Source organism: Stenotrophomonas sp. PS02298 (assembly GCF_029959445.1).
In the GTDB taxonomy this organism is placed as follows: domain Bacteria; phylum Pseudomonadota; class Gammaproteobacteria; order Xanthomonadales; family Xanthomonadaceae; genus Stenotrophomonas.
In genome coordinates this window covers 1-16523 of sequence record NZ_JASCOR010000019.1, presented here as the reverse complement: position 1 = coordinate 16523, position 16523 = coordinate 1, and the positions used below count along the sequence as shown (strand labels likewise).

At 63.5% G+C, this 16523-nt stretch carries 12 protein-coding genes; 6 read left to right on the top strand and 6 right to left on the bottom strand.

The genetic code is table 11. The features are described 5' to 3' along the window. Nucleotides 1-4: 4 nt before the first annotated feature. From QMX78_RS05020 to QMX78_RS05000, 5 genes are all read right to left on the bottom strand, one after another. On the bottom strand, nucleotides 5-1330 hold the full coding sequence (locus QMX78_RS05020; protein ID WP_282267173.1) for an O-antigen ligase: 1326 nt from the start codon (nucleotides 1328-1330) through the stop codon (nucleotides 5-7). Beyond that, entirely contained in the window at nucleotides 1311-2423 is a 1113-nt protein-coding gene (locus QMX78_RS05015; RefSeq protein WP_282267171.1) for a glycosyltransferase, read from the bottom strand. Before QMX78_RS05015 ends, QMX78_RS05020 begins: the two co-directional genes overlap by 20 nt. A gap of 10 nt (nucleotides 2424-2433) precedes the next feature. Continuing rightward, complete coding sequence (locus QMX78_RS05010; protein ID WP_282267169.1) at nucleotides 2434-2631, bottom strand: zinc-finger domain-containing protein; 198 nt, start codon at nucleotides 2629-2631, stop codon at nucleotides 2434-2436. A 279-nt stretch (nucleotides 2632-2910) separates the two neighbouring features. Beyond that, entirely contained in the window at nucleotides 2911-5655 is a 2745-nt protein-coding gene (locus tag QMX78_RS05005) for a pitrilysin family protein (RefSeq protein ID WP_282267167.1), read from the bottom strand. Nucleotides 5656-5853: 198 nt separating this feature from the next. Then, nucleotides 5854-7116 (bottom strand): HlyD family efflux transporter periplasmic adaptor subunit, encoded by a 1263-nt coding sequence (locus QMX78_RS05000; RefSeq protein WP_282267165.1) that lies wholly within the window; start codon nucleotides 7114-7116, stop codon nucleotides 5854-5856. 288 nt (nucleotides 7117-7404) lie between these two features. On the opposite strand from QMX78_RS05000, the gene QMX78_RS04995 reads away from it, so the two are divergent. After that, nucleotides 7405-7770 (top strand): helix-turn-helix transcriptional regulator, encoded by a 366-nt coding sequence (locus QMX78_RS04995; RefSeq protein WP_282267163.1) that lies wholly within the window; start codon nucleotides 7405-7407, stop codon nucleotides 7768-7770. A 254-nt stretch (nucleotides 7771-8024) separates the two neighbouring features. Here the strand turns inward: QMX78_RS04995 and QMX78_RS04990 are convergent, their stop codons facing one another. Beyond that, nucleotides 8025-10316, bottom strand: a complete 2292-nt coding sequence (locus tag QMX78_RS04990) for an NADP-dependent malic enzyme (RefSeq protein ID WP_282267161.1) — start codon at nucleotides 10314-10316, stop codon at nucleotides 8025-8027. A gap of 647 nt (nucleotides 10317-10963) precedes the next feature. Here QMX78_RS04990 and QMX78_RS04985 point away from each other — a divergent pair. The 5 genes from QMX78_RS04985 to QMX78_RS04965 are packed head-to-tail and all read left to right on the top strand — an operon-like array spanning nucleotide 10964 to nucleotide 16362. Beyond that, the gene (locus tag QMX78_RS04985; protein ID WP_282267159.1) at nucleotides 10964-12229 is read left to right on the top strand and encodes an amino acid deaminase; all 1266 of its coding nucleotides are present in this window, start codon (nucleotides 10964-10966) and stop codon (nucleotides 12227-12229) included. A gap of 23 nt (nucleotides 12230-12252) precedes the next feature. Next, nucleotides 12253-13608 (top strand): gluconate:H+ symporter, encoded by a 1356-nt coding sequence (locus QMX78_RS04980; protein WP_282267156.1) that lies wholly within the window; start codon nucleotides 12253-12255, stop codon nucleotides 13606-13608. Nucleotides 13609-13610: 2 nt separating this feature from the next. Continuing rightward, on the top strand, nucleotides 13611-14486 hold the full coding sequence (locus tag QMX78_RS04975) for a MurR/RpiR family transcriptional regulator (RefSeq protein ID WP_282267154.1): 876 nt from the start codon (nucleotides 13611-13613) through the stop codon (nucleotides 14484-14486). 3 nt (nucleotides 14487-14489) lie between these two features. Continuing rightward, on the top strand, nucleotides 14490-15929 hold the full coding sequence (locus QMX78_RS04970; RefSeq protein ID WP_282267152.1) for a D-aminoacylase: 1440 nt from the start codon (nucleotides 14490-14492) through the stop codon (nucleotides 15927-15929). A gap of 34 nt (nucleotides 15930-15963) precedes the next feature. Continuing rightward, nucleotides 15964-16362: a RidA family protein gene (locus QMX78_RS04965; RefSeq protein ID WP_282267150.1), complete on the top strand. Its 399-nt coding sequence runs from the start codon at nucleotides 15964-15966 to the stop codon at nucleotides 16360-16362. Nucleotides 16363-16523 lie beyond the last annotated feature (161 nt).

The following is a 16523-nucleotide window of genomic DNA, read 5'->3' as shown; positions in this document are numbered from 1 at the left end:
AGCTTCAGTCGCCTTGCTCGGCCAGCAAGGCGCCGGCATACAGTGCCGCCAGCAATACCGTCAGCCCACCCCAGAAGGCGGAGTAGAACGCCAGGTGGGTATTGAGCGGGAACACCGTCACCGCCAAGGCCAGCGCGGCCGGACGCGCCCGATCACGTGCCTGTGCTCCGGAATAGATCCAGGCACGCAGCGCCATTGCCGCACCTGCGATCCACAGCAACAGGCCAAGCACACCGGTCTCGGCAAGGATCTCCAGCACGATCTGGTGGGCATGCAGGGCCGGGCCTTCGCCCCATACCGGTTTCTGCTCCGGGTAGGGGTTGCAGCCAGGATAGGCATCGCGGAAACCACGAGCACCGACACCGTTTACCGGGTGCTCCCGCACCATGCACAGCGCCGCCGACCAGATCTGACTGCGACCGGACAGCGCCTCATTGACCCCGCTGGCGCCGCCGCTGAACGCCATCGCGGTACGCGCAAAGCGCTCACGCACCTGAGCCGAACCGGCCGTCAATGCGCCTAAGCCGACAACGCCAGCCAGCACCACCAGCAGCATCCACTTGGCGCCCAACAAGCGCCAACCGGAGACCAGCAGGACCAGCGCATAGGTAATCAGCGAAGCCCGCGAGCCGGCAAGCACCAGCACCACGCCGACAGCGGCGGCGCTCAGCAACCAGCCCCAACGTCCCAAACGTGCGCCGACAACGAACAACAGGAACGGCGACAGGCTGGCCAGCACCTGGCCGAATTTCAGATTGCACGGCCCGAAGACGCCGGGCAGGCGATCAGCCGCGGCAATCTCCTGCACGGTGCACAGGCCGTGCCCACTGCTCAGCCACTTGAGCTGATCCAGGCTCCAGAACAAGGGACTGGTCCCCAGCGCAGCCTGCAGCAATGCATCAAGCGTCCACAGCCCGGTGACCACCGCCAGGCCGCTAAAGGTGGTACTGCGCCGCTGGCTGGTACCCACCGCGATGGCTACCAGCCACATGAAAGGCAGGTAGCGAAGCCCAGCGGCGACCTTGCCCCATACCTTGCCCTGATCCTCCGCACCCACCACCGAGCCTAACTGCGGCAACCAGTACGCACAGAACAGCACACTGGTGAGCGCCAATGCCGGCACGCCCAACAGGCTGCGGATACCGTCGCCATCCTTCAATCGCAGCAGCAACAGGCGCAGCATGGTGAACAAGGCACCCAGCACCAGCACCGACTCGGCGATACCCGGCAACGGCAACAAGGCGACATAGGCGACCACCCATATCGGCGCCCACCAGCCCACCTGACGCGGTGTCACTACATTAGGCCGATCAGTTACCAAGTTCTGCATAGACATCCAGGGTCGCACGCTGCATGGACTGCAACGTATAGGGAATCCGTCGCGGAAGCGACGGTGGGTTCTGCAACAGCTGCAGCACGCATTGCGTCAGCTGCCGCAGATCACCGTGTTGGACAGCGCCGGACGGTTGCAGCTGGCTGAGCAACTCACCTACGCCGCCATGGTTCCAGCCCGCTAGCGGACGACCTACCGACAGCGCTTCCAGTACGGTGCGGCCGAATGCTTCGGGCTTGTCGGACAGCTGCAGCACCACGTCGCTGGCGGCGTAAGCTTCGGCAATACGGTTGGTGGGTTCACTAAGAACAACGTGGTCGGCTATACCCAGCGTCTGCGCCAGCTGTTCCAGCTCGCGCACATAGGCTTCGCGCCCAGGCTCGCGCACACCGGGCATCCACAACATTGCCGGTTGGCCTTCGCGTCGCAAGGCTGCCAACAGCTGCAAGGCGTGCGCATGGCCCTTGAGGCGGGTGCCGCGCCCAGGCAACAACAACAACGGCGCCTGCGCGCCCAATCGCGGATGCTGCGCGGCCACGGCCAGGCGCGGCCGACGGTCGCTGCGCTCCACGCGCGGGAACTGGGCCACGTCCACACCGCGCGGTATGACCCGCAACCTGGCCGGATCGGTAGCCCGATAGTGTTCAAGCAGATAGTCATGCACGGTCTGCGATACACAGATCACCCGCTCGCCGCTGGCCATGATGCCGCTGTAACGCCCGGGCGAGTTCAGCCCGTGCATGGTGGTCATCCAACGCGGACGCTGGCTGACCGGCATGCCGCGCAGCGCATACCAGCCCAGCCAGGCCGGCAAGCGCGAACGGGCGTGCACGATGTCGGCGCCGGTTTCACTGAACAGGCGCCGCAGCGATGCCACGTGCCGCAGGGTGAGCAGCGACTTCCGGCCGATGTCCAGAGTCAGGTGCTCGGCACCGCTGTCCAGCAGCGGTTGCACCAGGCGGCCACCTGCAGACACGACAAGGGCCCGGTGGCCGGCAGCCACCAGTGCCGCTGCAATTTCCAGAGTTGAACGCTCGACGCCGCCGGAATGCAGCGCCGGCAGCAACTGCACCACCGTCAAACGGCGCATCGATCAGCGATCAGTCGGCCAGTACGAATACCGAACCGCAGTACGGGCAGGCAGCCTCGCCATTGGGTTCGTTTTCGATCGGCAGGTAAACCCGCGGATGCGAGTTCCACAGCGCCATTTCCGGCGTCGGGCAGCTCAGCGGCAGGTCAGCGCGATGGACGGTATAACGCTTCTCGGCGTTGGCGGGCGCGGTGGCGGTATGGCTCATGGCGTCATTCACAGAAAAACAGGTCTGCGCAATTCTAGCAGCGCCGGGCCGATGCGGCCGCTTCGATGCCGTGCTGGCAGAAAAAAGCCGGCCACCACCACGCCGCAACCGGGACCGTGCCACCTGCCCTGCTACCGGGTCCGGCCTGAGCCGGGCGGACAGCGACCCCGCCGGTCACAATCGCCGCGGCGGCCGGCCTGCAGCCTTGAGTGCCATTGCCGGCTGTCAGCAACGGGGCGGCAGCCGACCTCCCCGTTGCCCTGTTGCCTGACGCCGCCGTTACTTGAAATCACCCGCGACAAACACGCTCAGCTGCTCCGGCTTGAGATGCTTGCGGATGGCGGCATTGACCTGCTGCACCGTCAGCGCCTGGTAGGCCGCATCACGCTGCGCTTCAAACGTCATGTCGCGGCCGTAGTAAAGATGGTCACTCAACAGTCCGGCGATGATCTCGTCGGTTGCGCGCGACTGCTCACGTGCCACCTTCTTTTCGGCCACTGCGCTGCGCAGCTCCTCCATGCTGATGCCGTCGACAACCAACCGGACCAGCTCCTCACGCAGCGCGGCCTCCAGCTTGCCCATGTTTTCCGGTGCTGCTATCGCCTGGATGCTCAGGCTGCCATTGTCGTCACGGCCTGTGCGGCTCTCATCGGCACTCAACCCGGCGCCAACGTTGTAGCTCAAACCATCCTTCTGGCGGATGCGCGCGCCCAAGCGCGCCTTGAGCGGATCACCGCCAAGGATGGCAATGGCGATGTTCAGCGCGGGGAAATCCGCATCGGTCAGATTGATCGAGATGTTCTGCCGTGCCAGCAGCACTGCATTGGGCTTGTCCAGGGTGGTGAAACGTTCATGCTTTGCGGCGACATCCCGGTAATGCGTGCTGATCGGCGCGTAGGGTTTGGGCGCCTTCCAGTCGGCAAACAAGGACTGCAACTCGGCCTTCAATGCCACCGGGTCGAAATCACCTACCACTGCGATCTCGCCCGCGGCAGTACCGTAGAAGTCCCGGTGATAGGCACGCACATCCTCCAGCTTGAGCGCCTTCAATCGGGCCAGCGACTCATCGATCGATTGCACGTGCAGCGGGTGCCCAACCGGCCAAGGATCGAAATACTGGCTCAACGCCAGCGATGCCAAGGCCCCTGGCTCCTTGCGTTGGAACTCCAAACCAGTGATGGCCTGCAACCGAAGCTGATCGAACTGCTCAGCCGGAAAGGCGGGATTTCGCAGCACATTGGCCGCCAAGCGCAGCGCATCTAGCAGCGTATCGCGCCGACCCTCAAGACGAATGCCAGCCCCCTGCAAACCTCCACTAACCTGTGCGTTGGTATTGAGCGCGTCAAATCGAGCGGAGATCTGTTCTCGACTCATACTCTGGCTACCCGTCATCAACATCGGCCCAACCCAGCTGCCCGCGACGCGGCGCCCGGCAACAGATTGCTCGTCGGCAAAGTGGAAGTTGGCACCTAGAATTACCGTCTGGCCGCGATTGCGCTTGGGCAGCAGCGATACCTGCAAACCATCACCAATGATGAAGGTTTCGGTACGCGCCGCGATGTTTCCCAGACTGGGTTCAAACGCTTCACCTGCTGCAACCGGGGCGCTACCCGTGTAGCCATCCACCAGCATGGCAATTGACGGCGCGGCGGGAATCACCGCGCGGTCCGGCGCAGCGGTGGGCACGAAACGGCCCAAGGTACGGTTCTGCGGCTTCAGATAGGCCGCTGCGACGCGATTCACATCCGCAGCAGTAACACCCTCGATCGCATCACGCTGCACGAAAAGCAGGCGCCAATCACCGGACGCTTGATACTCGGACAATGCCATCGCCATCGCATTGACATCACTTGCGCGCTTTTCAACGGAGTTACCGATGCGCTGTTTGGCAGCACTCACTTCCGCATCTGTGACCGGCATTGCAGCGATCGCTTCGGCTTGCTTCAACAGCTCAGCCGCCGCCTTGCCTGCATCACCGTCCTTGGGCAGGGCCGACACCAAAGTGAACAAACCCGGGTCGCGCAAAGTCTCACCACTGGCGCTGGCAAACGCTGTCAACTTTAGCTTCTGCAGAGCTTTGTACAGCCGCCCATTGGGATCGTCGCCAAGTACGTTAGCCAACACTGTCAGCGCCGCACTGTCGGCGTGCGCAAGTGCGGGAACATGGTAGCTGGCCGCGATCAGCGACAGATCACTATTGCGACGAACGGTGACTTCGCGCTCGCCGTCCTGCACTGGTTCCACTGTGTGGAATACGGGCATGGTCCGCGAGGGCTTCTTCAGCGGTGCGAAATGCGCGGCAACCCGTGCCAGCACCTGCTCGTTGTCGATGCGGCCAGCGACGATCAACAAGGCATTGTCCGGTTGGTACCAGGTGCGGTAGAACGCCTGCAGGTTCTCGATCGGCACGTTTTCCACGTCCGAGCGCGCGCCAATCGGCATGTTGGCGTAGTTGTGCCAATCAAAAGCCACCGAGCGCATGCGCTTCATCAGCACGCCGATCGGGCTGTTGTCGCCTGCTTCCATTTCATTGCGGACAACCGTCATCTCGCCGTCCAGGTCGGACTTGGCCACCTTGGCATTGAGCATGCGGTCGGCCTCCATCCCCAGCACCCAGTCCAGGGTGTCGGCATTGGCCGGGAACGAAGCGAAGTAATTGGTGCGATCCAATGAGGTCGTCGCGTTCTTGCTGATCCCGCGCCTCTGCATTTCCGCCGGGATATCCGGGTGCCTGGGCGTGCCCTTGAACATCAGGTGCTCAAGCAGATGCGCCATGCCGGTCTCGCCGTAGTTTTCATGCAACGAGCCAACGCCGTAGACCAGATTGACGGTAACGGTTGGTTTGCTGGCATCGGCAAACAACAGCACGCGCAGGCCATTCTGCAAACGGTACTCACACACACCTTCGACGCAGGGGCCGGCCTGCACACTGGCGGGCACCGTCGCCACGACCGGCTTTGCCTGCGCCACCGGCACCAATACCAAGCAAAGCGCCATAGCCAGGCCAGTACACGGAAGCTTCATCATCGGAATCCAGTCCTCATAAGTATTCGATCAACGCACAAACCCATACGCGTGGTGCTCCCGACGTCGCGTCGAGTGCGGCCAGCCCCCCAGCGCCAATCATCGCAAAACCCGACGATAGTGTGACGCCATACCAAGGAGCCCGGCATCTGCATGCATCCGATCGGGACGACTCTCAATCGTTGCAACCACCAGCCATCAGCGACCGCCCAACCAGCCCCCGAACGAATACATGGGCTGCAGCAGACGATCACTCAACGGCTCCCGCTCGCCGGTAACCTGCGCATGCAGCATCATGCCTGGCTTGAGCGGCTCCAAGCGGCCATGGGCCACGATCGCCTGGCTGGCCAACTCGACGGTCACGCGATAGAAGGCCTCCTTCATTGCGGGCAGCTCCACCGCGGAACCGGCCGCTTCACTGTCAACCGCCGTACGACTGATGTGCGCGATGGTGCCCTGCTGCGTGCCGAACTTCTGATGCGGAAATGCCTGATAGCGCAACACCACCCGATCACCAGGTGCCATTGCCCCGATCGCGCGCCCCGGCACCATCAGCTCGGCCTCGAGCCGACCATCGCCGGGCAGCAGGCTGAGCAGCGGCTGGCCTGGCTGCACCGATTGCCCCGGCTTGACCATCCGTGCAACCACGACACCATCTACCGGTGCTTTTACCAGCAACGCAGCATTGGCTTCGTTCTCAACCTGATCCAGGCGCAACTGCGCCAGATGTTCCGCGTAGGTGGCGTCGTTGGCCTTCTGCCGCCCAGGCAACTCCTGCACGGCTTGCTTCAGCTGCGCGATCAGGCGCTGCGTGGTGGCTTGCTGCCGGCGTAGCGCTTGCAGCTGCACTGTGTACTCCAGCAGCAGCGTCTCCTGCTGCTCGGCGGCGGCAAGGCCCGCGGGAGATGCCGCCTCGAATCCTCGGCGTCGAGCCAACACATCGCCGGCGAGCCGTATCTGCTCCCGCCGCGTAGCCACCTCAAGTGCGATCTGCTGCGCCTCGGCACGGGCTGCCTGCATCTGCTCATGCAGGCCTGTTGCCTGCGCCGCCAACTGCTCCTTGAATGCATCGCGCGCCAGCACGAAGCTTTCCTCTTTCTGCTGCAGGCCATGCTCAAGCGCCAGGTTGGCGTCACCCAGTTCTGGCATCGCACGTGGTGCAGCAACCAACGCCAACGTATCGCCTTCGACCACACGTTTGCCGTCGTCAGCATCCAGCCAGCGTACAACCCCTCCCGTCGGCGCCAACACCGTGGCCATTCCCTGTACAGGCACCAGCCGGCCAACCACCACAGCGTCCTCATTGCCGCCGCGGATGGCAAACGTCATCGCCGCGGCAGCCAACAGCACGAATGTACCTGCTGAATACAGGCACAGTTTTGCAGGCCGCTTGAATTCCATCCATGACCACCAGTGATGACCGACAGCCTGCAGTTTTTCATTCGATTCGGTTTGCGCCACGCCTGCACCAACGGCTCAACACTTAGGAAATAAGCCAATCAATCTGTCAGCGTTATACCAACGACTAACCGCCATCAATCAGCACCAGCGCTGCAGCCTAACGACATCGCGCCACGCCAGCGGACGATGCAATTTACATTGGCAAAAGTCGTCAATATCGATGACGAGTTTCGTTCCGATAATCCACGGGCGTAATGAACATTGACAATAAGTCTTTGCCGACTGCGCAAGCTCGCAATGGCTTAGGCTTTTGGTCGGCTCTCATGGTCAACGCTCGAGGAGAAATTTATGCATGACCATCTGGGAATCCGCATCCGCAAAGCGCGGAGAAAGATGAAGATGACGCAGGCGGAGTTGGCTGGCCAACTGAAAGTAAGCCGTAGCGCGGTGGGAAACTGGGAAAGCCCGACGGGCATATCGCCCAGCACGATGCGTTTGATCACCATTGCCCTGGTGACGGATGTTTCGTTTGAATGGTTGGCGACGGGGCGAGGTGAACTGGATGCAGTCGCCGCTGCAATACCCGGCGAGAATGCGGAGCTGGTGGACGATCCATCGGAGCGAAGGTTGTTGCTGGCCTATCGATCCTGCCGCGCAGCCACCCGCAAACTGGTATTGCAGATAGTGGAAGCGCAGAAGATTCCACAGTTCTGATGTTCGGCGGCGACCGAAGGTTGAATCGGCGCCGCCTGTCCGAAACACATGCCACTGCTTGTGGGAGCGGTGTAAACCGCGAAGCTGGCATTATTGAAGTATCAGGCGGTTTTTCTTCTGATGGGGTATCTGCTTCGCGGCTTACGCCGCTCCCACAAAAGGCAGCTTCGGCAAACGATCGACAGTTCTCGCATCACCCGCAAAAGAAAAGCCGGCACAAGGCCGGCTTTGCTCAGACACGTGCGGGTTGACAATCAACCCGCGCGGTCGGCTTCCATCTGCTTGCGGATCTGCGCATCGACCGCGGCAATCGCGGTCATGTTCAGCACGCGGCGCGAGCTGGCGCTGCTGGTGAGGATGTGCACCGGCTTGGTCATGCCCATCAGGATCGGACCGATCGCCACGCCATTGGTGAACACGCGCACCAGGTTGTAGGCGATGTTGGCCGCTTCCAGGTTGGGCAGCACGAACAGGTTGGCACGGCCCTTCAGCGTGCTGTTGGGCAGCAGTTTCTCGCGCAGTGCTTCATCCCATGCGGTGTCGCCCTGCATTTCGCCATCCACGTTCAAGCGCGGGTTGCGCTTGAGCAGCGCCGCACGTACCTGACGCATCTTCAGGGCGTCCTTGGAATCGTGGCTGCCGAAGTTGGAATGCGACAGCAGCGCGATCTTCGGCTCGATGCCGAACAGCTTCATGCGGTACGCCGCCTGCAGGGTCGATTCGACGATCTGCTCGACGCTCGGGTCTTCCTGCACGTGGGTGTCGACGAAGAAGAACACGCCCTGGTTGTTGATCACGCCGGTCATCGCCGAGGTCGAGCTGACCTTGGCTTCCAGTGGGATAACACTGCGCACATAACCAAGCTTCTTGTGGAAGCGGCCGACCAGCCCCGACAACATCGCATCGGCTTCACCACGGGCAACCATCACCGCCGCGATCAGGGTCGGACGCGAGCGCATCAGGTTCTTGGCGGCAGCCACGGTGACGCCCTTGCGGCCGGTCATCTCGTGGTAGTACTGCCAGTACTCGTTGAAGCGCGGATCGTCATTGATGTTGGTGATTTCGAAATCGACACCGGCACGCATGCGCAGTGCCAACCGCTCGATGCGGGCCTCGATCACGTCCGGACGGCCGATCAGGATCGGGAAGGCAACACCTTCGTCGATCACGTTCTGCACCGCCTGCAGCACCACTTCCTCTTCACCCTCGGCGTAGACCACACGCTGCTTGTCCGAGCGCGCGCGGTCATAGACCGGCTTCATGAACAGGCTGGTGCGGTAGACGAACTGGGCCAGCTTGTCGCGGTAGGCGCCCATGTCGGCGATCGGGCGGGTAGCGACACCCGAATCCATCGCGGCCTGGGCCACGGCGGAGGACAGCTCCACCAGCAGGCGGCGGTCGAACGGGCGCGGGATCACGTAGTCGCGGCCGAAGCTGGGCACGTCACCGCCGTAGGCGGCGCCCAGGTCGGAGGCTTCCTTGCGGGCCAGCGCGGCAATCGCGCGCACGCAGGCAACCTTCATTTCTTCGTTGATGGTGGTCGCGCCCACGTCCAGCGCACCGCGGAACAGGTACGGGAAGCACAGCGCGTTGTTGACCTGGTTCGGGTAATCCGAACGGCCGGTGCCCATGATCACGTCCGAGCGCACCGAATTGGCGTCTTCCGGCAGGATTTCCGGGTAGGGGTTGGCCAAGGCAAAGATCACCGGGTCACGCGCCATGCTGGCGACCATGTCCTTGGTGAGGATGCCGCCGGCCGACAAGCCCAGGAAGATGTCGGCGCCGTCGACGATCTCGGCCAGCGTGCGCTTGTCGGTATCGCGGGCGTACCGTGCCTTTTCCGGGTCCAGGTCGGTACGACCGGTGTGGATCACGCCATCGCGGTCATAGGCCAGGATGTTTTCCGGCTTCAAACCCAGCGAAACCAGCATGTTGACGCAGGAGATACCCGCCGCGCCCATGCCGGTGGTGGCCAGCTTGACCTCTTCGATCTTCTTGCCGGTGATGCACATGGCATTGAGCACGGCGGCGCCGACGATGATCGCGGTGCCGTGCTGGTCGTCATGGAATACCGGGATGTTCATCCGCTCGCGCAGCTTGCGCTCGACGATGAAGCACTCCGGTGCCTTGATGTCTTCCAGGTTGATGCCGCCGAAGGTCGGCTCCAGCGAGGCGATGATCTCGACCAGCTTGTCGGGGTCGTTCTCGTTGACTTCAATGTCGAACACATCGATGCCGGCGAACTTCTGGAACAGCACACCCTTGCCTTCCATCACCGGCTTGCCGGCCAGCGGGCCGATATTGCCCAGGCCCAGCACCGCGGTGCCATTGGTGATCACGCCGACCAGATTGCCGCGCGCGGTCATCTCGCTGGCCATGGCCGGGTCTTCCATGATCGCTTCGCAGGCATGGGCCACACCCGGCGAATACGCCAGCGACAGGTCACGCTGGGTCAACATGGGCTTGGTAGCCACCACCTTGATCTTGCCGGGCGGCGACATCCGGTGATATTCGAGGGCGGCCTGCTTGAAATCTTCGTTGGACATCGAGTTGTGAGCGCTAATGGGCAAGAAGGACGGGAGATGATAACGCCGTTAAGGCAGTTGGACCTGTCGCTACGCTGTCGCATTCATGCTGCAACCGCACAATTTCGAGCCATCAGCGCCAGTGCATTTGCGCCAGTTTCAGCGCCGAGGATGACAAGCTCGGGACGCAAAAAAGAACCGTCGCGAAGCCACCTGCTCCAAGGACGATCCAGCACCAGCTCGCACACACCAGCAACGCACCCCGCTGCACCCGTAGAGCCGAGCCATGCTCGGCTGGGGCATTACCCGGCAACCTTCACTGTAGTGCCGAGCAATGCTCGGCAGAGGCTCTACCGGCAATGCCTTCGCCAAGCATGGCTCGACACTACGTCGCTTTTTTGGAGCCCAGCCAACACCCCAACCTGCTGCGGGACAGCCGGCTGCAACTCGGACTGGACCGCCAGCCAGCGCCGTGATGAACTGCGCGGGCAGATGCTGGGCTACACCGGCGTATTCGCTGGGCGTGGCCAGTTGGCCCTCCAGGTCCCCGCCCCCAACCGCAGCCTGATAAGCACCAGGCACACAAGAAAATAATTTTCACGTATTCTCCACCTTTCGCCCCAATCGCCACCCATGACCCCGGGTGACCACGGCAAGAGGTAGTGTTCGTGCAGGAAAATTACTTTCATTCCGAATCAGTTCTCGTTGGCAAGGGCCTTCCCAGCAATGGCCCATGGACAGGGGCATCGCTTGCGGCCGCCGCACCGGCCATCCTCGAAGAGCAGCTGAGCCTGCCCGCCGCCGTGCTCAGCGCCCCGGCACTGCAGCACAACCTGCAGTGGATGCGTCAATTCGCGCAGGCCTATGGCTGCCAACTGGCGCCGCATGGCAAAACCACCATGAGCCCGGCGCTGTTCCGCATGCAGCTCGATGCCGGTGCCTGGGGCATCACCCTGGCCACCGCGCCGCAGACTGTTGCCGCCCATGCCGAGGGCGTACAGCGCGTGCTGCTGGCCAACCAGCTGGTCGGCAAGGGCAACTTCGAGCTGATCGCCTCCCTGCAGCAGCGCGACCCGGGCTTCTGGTTCGCCTGCGTGGTGGACTCGGCAGCCAATGTCGCCGCGCTGGGCAACTACTTCAGTGCGCGCGGGCAGCAGATCAAGGTATTGCTGGAGATTGGTCTGGCCGGTGGCCGTACCGGCGTGCGCGATGACGCCCAGGCGCAGGCCGTACTGGATGAAATTGCGCGTTGGCCGGATGCGGTCGCACTGGTCGGCGTGGAAGTCTATGAAGGTGTCGCCGGCGACGAGGCTGGCGTGCGCGCCATGCTGCAGCGCAGCCTTGCGCAGTGGCAGGCGATCCGCACCAGCGGCGGCTTCCGCCAGTTGCCAGCCATCCTCAGCGGCGCCGGTTCGGCCTGGTTCGACGTGGTCGCCGAGGAATTCTCCGTGCTTGCCAACGATGCCGATGCGCAGATCGTGCTGCGTCCGGGCTGCTATCTCAGCCACGATGTCGGCATCTACCGGCAGGCGGCCGAGCGCATCCACGCCAGCAATCCGGTCGCGCGCGAGATGGGCAGCAGCCTGCAGCCGGCGCTGCGGCTATGGGCTTACGTGCAGTCGCGGCCGGAACCGGGCAAGGCCATCATCGGCCTGGGCAAGCGCGACGCAGCCTTCGATGCCGGTTTCCCCGTGCCTGCGCTGCACTATCGCCCTGGCGACGCGGCACCGAGCAACGCCGCCGCGCATTGGAAGGTCACGGCGATGATGGACCAGCACGCCTTCCTCGAACTGCAGGCCGACGATGAGCTGCAGGTGGGCGACATGCTCTGTTTCGACATTTCCCACCCCTGCCTGACCTTCGACAAATGGCGCCACCTGCTGGTGGTCGATGACGCGCACCGCGTTGTCGGCGCTGTTTCCACGCAGTTCTAACCGCTTCCATCGAGCCTGTACGCATGACCGACGGTAATCTGCTGTTGATCTACGCCGCATTGTCGATCCTTGCACTGATCGTGCTGATCGCCCGCTTCCGACTCAATCCCTTCATCAGCGTCACCCTGGTGTCGGTGGGCCTGGCGCTGTTTGCCGGCATGCCGGCGCCGGAGATCCTGCCCGCCTACGAACAAGGTGTCGGCAAGACGCTGGGGCATATCGCATTGATCGTCGCGCTGGGCACCATGCTCGGCAAGATGATGGCCGAGTCCGGCGGCGCCGAGCGCATCGCGCGTACCCTGATCGCCCGCTTCGGCACGAAGAACGTGCACTGGGCAATGATGCTGATCGCCTTCTGCGTGGGCTTGCCGATCTTCTTCGAAGTCGGCTTCGTGCTGCTGATCCCGATCGTGCTCAACGTCGCCCGTCGCACCGGCGTACCGCTGCTGCTGGTCGGCCTGCCGATGGTGGCCGGCTTGTCGGTGGTGCATGGTCTGGTGCCGCCGCATCCGGCGGCGATGCTGGCAGTCAATGCCTATGGCGCCGATGTCGGCCGCACCGTGTTCTATTCGCTGTTGATCGGCTTGCCGACCGCTGCTGTCGCCGGTCCGGTATTCGCCAAGTTCGTGGCGCCACGGGTCAAGCTGCCCGCACACAACCCGATGGAAGCGGCGCTGCTGGACGAAGGCCATGGCCGCATTCCCGATGAGCAGTTGCCCAGCTTCGGCATCACCCTGGCCACCTTGCTGTTGCCGGTGGTGCTGATGCTGCTCGGCGGCTGGGCCGACCAGATCGCAACACCCGGCTCGGCCCTCAACCACGGCCTGCGCTTCATCGGCCACTCGGTGGTCGCCCTGCTGCTGGCGACCCTGATGAGCTTCATCACCCTGGGCCTGATGCGCGGCTTCAGCCGTGAGCAGATCCTCAAGTTCACCCAGGAGTGTTTGGCCCCCACCGCTGCCATCACCTTGCTGGTGGGCGCCGGTGGCGGTCTCAACGGCATCCTTGTGCACACCGGCGTCGCCGCGGAAATCATCGGCCTGTCGCAGCGTTTTGAACTGTCGCCGCTGCTGATGGGCTGGACCATGGCCGCGCTGATGCGTATCGCCACCGGCTCGGCAACCGTGGCGATGACCACCGCCTCCGGCATCGTCGCGCCGATTGCAGCCGCCATGGGCTATGCCCACCCTGAATTGCTGGTGCTGGCCACCGGTGCCGGCTCGGTGGTGCTGTCACACGTCAACGACGGTGGCTTCTGGCTGGTGAAGGAATACTTCAACATGACTGTCGCCCAGACCTTCAAGACCTGGACGGTGCTCGAAACCCTCATTTCCGTCATCGCCCTGTCCTTGGTGATGGCCCTGTCCATGGTGCTTTGAACATGTCGCAGAATACGTTCGATATCGTCTATGAGCTGCGCCAGCGCCAGCACGAGTTCAGCCCGGTCGAGGCGCGGATTGCCGCGGCCATCCTCGCCGATGTGGATGCCGCCGCGCAGTACGGCGTCAGCGAGCTGGCCGAATGCGCTGAAGTCAGCGCCGCCGCCATCTCGCGCTTTGCCAAGGCGCTCGGCTGCGAGCACGTCCGCGAACTGCGCGCACGGCTGGCCTCGGCCAGCGCAGTCGGCAAACGCTTCCTCGAGCAGCAGAACGCACCACCGGTATCCGCGCTGTACGCGCAGATCTGCGATGACATCCAGGAAAGCCTGCGCCACAACATCGCCAACCTGAAAGAGGACGTGGTGCAGGAACTGGCCGAAGCCATCTGCCAGGCACGGATGATCCACATCTTCGGTCTCGGTGGCTGCTCAACGGTATTCGCACAGGAACTGCAGAGCCGCTTCGTCCGCTTCGGGCGTCCTGTCTCGGCCTGCAGCGATGCCTTGATGATGAAGATCATCGGCGCCACGCTCGGCCCGCAGGATCTGGTGCTGGTGCTGTCGGTCAGCGGCATCACTCCGGAAATCATCTCGGCGGTGGACATCGCACGCACCTACGGTGCCCGCATAGGCGCCATCACCCAGGCCAACACCGCCCTGGCCGAACGCAGCGACTGGCTGCTACCGATCCAGATCGAGGAAACCGACTTCGTGTTCAAGCCCTCGGCTTCGCGCTACGCGATGATGCTGGCGATCGACGTGCTTGCCACCACCACCGCACTCAACGACGCCAACGCCAACCACGAGCATCTGCGCCGCATCAAGCTGGCCCTGGACCGCCACCGTGGCGGCGATTCGCGCCTGCCGTTGGGTGACTGATCCATGCATGATTTCTTGATACGCAATGCCCTGATCTTCGATGGCAGCGACCGGGCCGGCGTGCAGGGTGATGTGGCCATCTATGCCGGGCGTATCGCGGCAGTCGGCCAACTCGGCGACGCGCCGGCGGCGCACGTGGTCGACGCGCAGGGGCTGGCGCTGGCACCGGGCTTCATCGACGTGCATACCCATGACGATCTGGAAGTAATCCGCAACCCGGACATGCTCAGCAAGTTGTCACAGGGCGTGACCACCGTGGTGGTCGGCAATTGCGGCATCAGCGCCAGCCCGGTACGGATACGCGGCCAGGTGCCGGACCCGATGAACCTGCTGGGCGATGCCGAGGACTTCCGCTATGCGGATTTCACCAGCTACCGCAAGGCAGTGGAGCTCGTCGGCCCTGCGGTGAATGTGGCCGCCCTGGTCGGCCACACTGCCCTGCGCCAGAACCACATGGACAGGCTGGACCGCGCTGCCAGCGCGGATGAAATCATCGCGATGCGCGCGCAGCTGCGCGACAGCCTCGCGCAAGGCGCATTGGGCTTGAGCAGCGGACTGGCCTACGCCTCGGCCTTCAGCGCACCGTCCTCGGAAGTCGATGCGCTGGCAACCGAGTTGCCACGCGATGGGCTGTACGCCACCCACCTGCGCGATGAGTTCGGCGGGATTCTTGAAGCGATGGAGGAAGCCTTCCATGCTGCACGTGCACCGCAGGCGGCCGTGCGCGTCTCGCACCTGAAGTGCGCCGGCATCGACAACTGGGGCCGCAGTGGCGAAGTGCTGGCCAGCCTGCAGGCCGCTTCGGCCACCCAGGACGTCGCCTGTGACTGCTATCCGTACGCCGCCAGCGCCTCGACTCTGGACCTGAAACAGGTCACCGACGCCTTCGACATCCTGATCACCTGGTCCGAGCCCGAGCCCGAGCAAGGTGGGCGACTGCTGGCCGACATCGCCAACGATTGGGGCGTTTCGCTGATGGACGCCGCGATCCGCCTGCAACCGGCCGGTGCGGTCTACCACGGCATGGACGAGGCCGACGTACGCCAGATCCTGACCCATCCGCTGACCATGATCGGCTCCGATGGCTTGCCGCGCGATCCGCGTCCGCATCCGCGGCTATGGGGCACCTTCCCACGTGTGCTTGGCCATTACGCCCGCGATGAGCAGCTGTTCCCGCTGCATACCGCCGTGCACAAGATGACCGGCCTGCCCGCGTCACGCTTCGCGATGGGTGCACGCGGCTTCATCCGTGCTGGCTGGTACGCCGATCTGGTGCTGTTCGACCCGGCACGGATACGTGACACGGCAAGTTTCCACGACCCGATCCGCGCCGCCGATGGCATCAACGCGGTCTGGGTCAACGGACGCCTGAGCTACGACGGCAAGCAGGTCGTTGCCCGCGCCGGCCGTTTTGTCTGCCCCGAGGCTGCACCAGCAGCCTGAGTTGCAACCGCTGTACCCATATAAAGGAATACCGATGAGTGACATCAAACGCTATGGCGCCGAAGGTGGCGTTGGCCAAGGCAAGCAGCACATGCCGTTCTCGCGCGCGGTCGAAGCCGATGGCTGGCTGTTCGTGTCCGGACAGGTACCGATGCGCGACGGCGAACTGGTCGCCGGCACCGTGACCGAGCAGTCGCACGTGGTCATCGGCAACGTGCTGCAGATCCTGGCCGAAGCCGGCTACGGCCCCGAGCATGTCGTGCGCTGCGGCGTGTGGCTTGACGACGCCCGCGACTTCTACGCCTTCAATGGCGTGTTCAAGCATTACTTCGGCGAAAACCCGCCGGCCCGCGCCTGCGTCGAAAGCCGCATGGTGGTGGACTGCAAGGTGGAAGTGGATTGCGTGGCCTACAAGCGCCCGCAGCGCGATTGATCCAACGGTAGTGCCGAGCCATGCTCGGCAGAGGCTGTCCCGGCAACGCTTCACTGTAGTGCCGAGCCATGCTCGGCAGAGGCTGTACCGGTGACGCTTCACTGTAGTGCCGAGCCATGCTCGGCAGAGGCTGTACCGGTAATGCCCCTGCCGAGCATGGC

Excerpts from the sequence above, each read along its gene's own strand:
- QMX78_RS05020 (WP_282267173.1), bottom strand. The coding sequence starts at position 1,330 with ATGCAGAACTTGGTAACTGATCGGCCTAATGTAGTGACACCGCGTCAG.
- QMX78_RS05015 (WP_282267171.1), bottom strand. The coding sequence starts at position 2,423 with ATGCGCCGTTTGACGGTGGTGCAGTTGCTGCCGGCGCTGCATTCCGGC.
- QMX78_RS05010 (WP_282267169.1), bottom strand. The coding sequence starts at position 2,631 with ATGAGCCATACCGCCACCGCGCCCGCCAACGCCGAGAAGCGTTATACC.
- QMX78_RS05005 (WP_282267167.1), bottom strand. The coding sequence starts at position 5,655 with ATGAAGCTTCCGTGTACTGGCCTGGCTATGGCGCTTTGCTTGGTATTG.
- QMX78_RS04995 (WP_282267163.1), top strand. The coding sequence starts at position 7,405 with ATGCATGACCATCTGGGAATCCGCATCCGCAAAGCGCGGAGAAAGATG.
- QMX78_RS04990 (WP_282267161.1), bottom strand. The coding sequence starts at position 10,316 with ATGTCCAACGAAGATTTCAAGCAGGCCGCCCTCGAATATCACCGGATG.
- QMX78_RS04980 (WP_282267156.1), top strand. The coding sequence starts at position 12,253 with ATGACCGACGGTAATCTGCTGTTGATCTACGCCGCATTGTCGATCCTT.
- QMX78_RS04975 (WP_282267154.1), top strand. The coding sequence starts at position 13,611 with ATGTCGCAGAATACGTTCGATATCGTCTATGAGCTGCGCCAGCGCCAG.
- QMX78_RS04970 (WP_282267152.1), top strand. The coding sequence starts at position 14,490 with ATGCATGATTTCTTGATACGCAATGCCCTGATCTTCGATGGCAGCGAC.
- QMX78_RS04965 (WP_282267150.1), top strand. The coding sequence starts at position 15,964 with ATGAGTGACATCAAACGCTATGGCGCCGAAGGTGGCGTTGGCCAAGGC.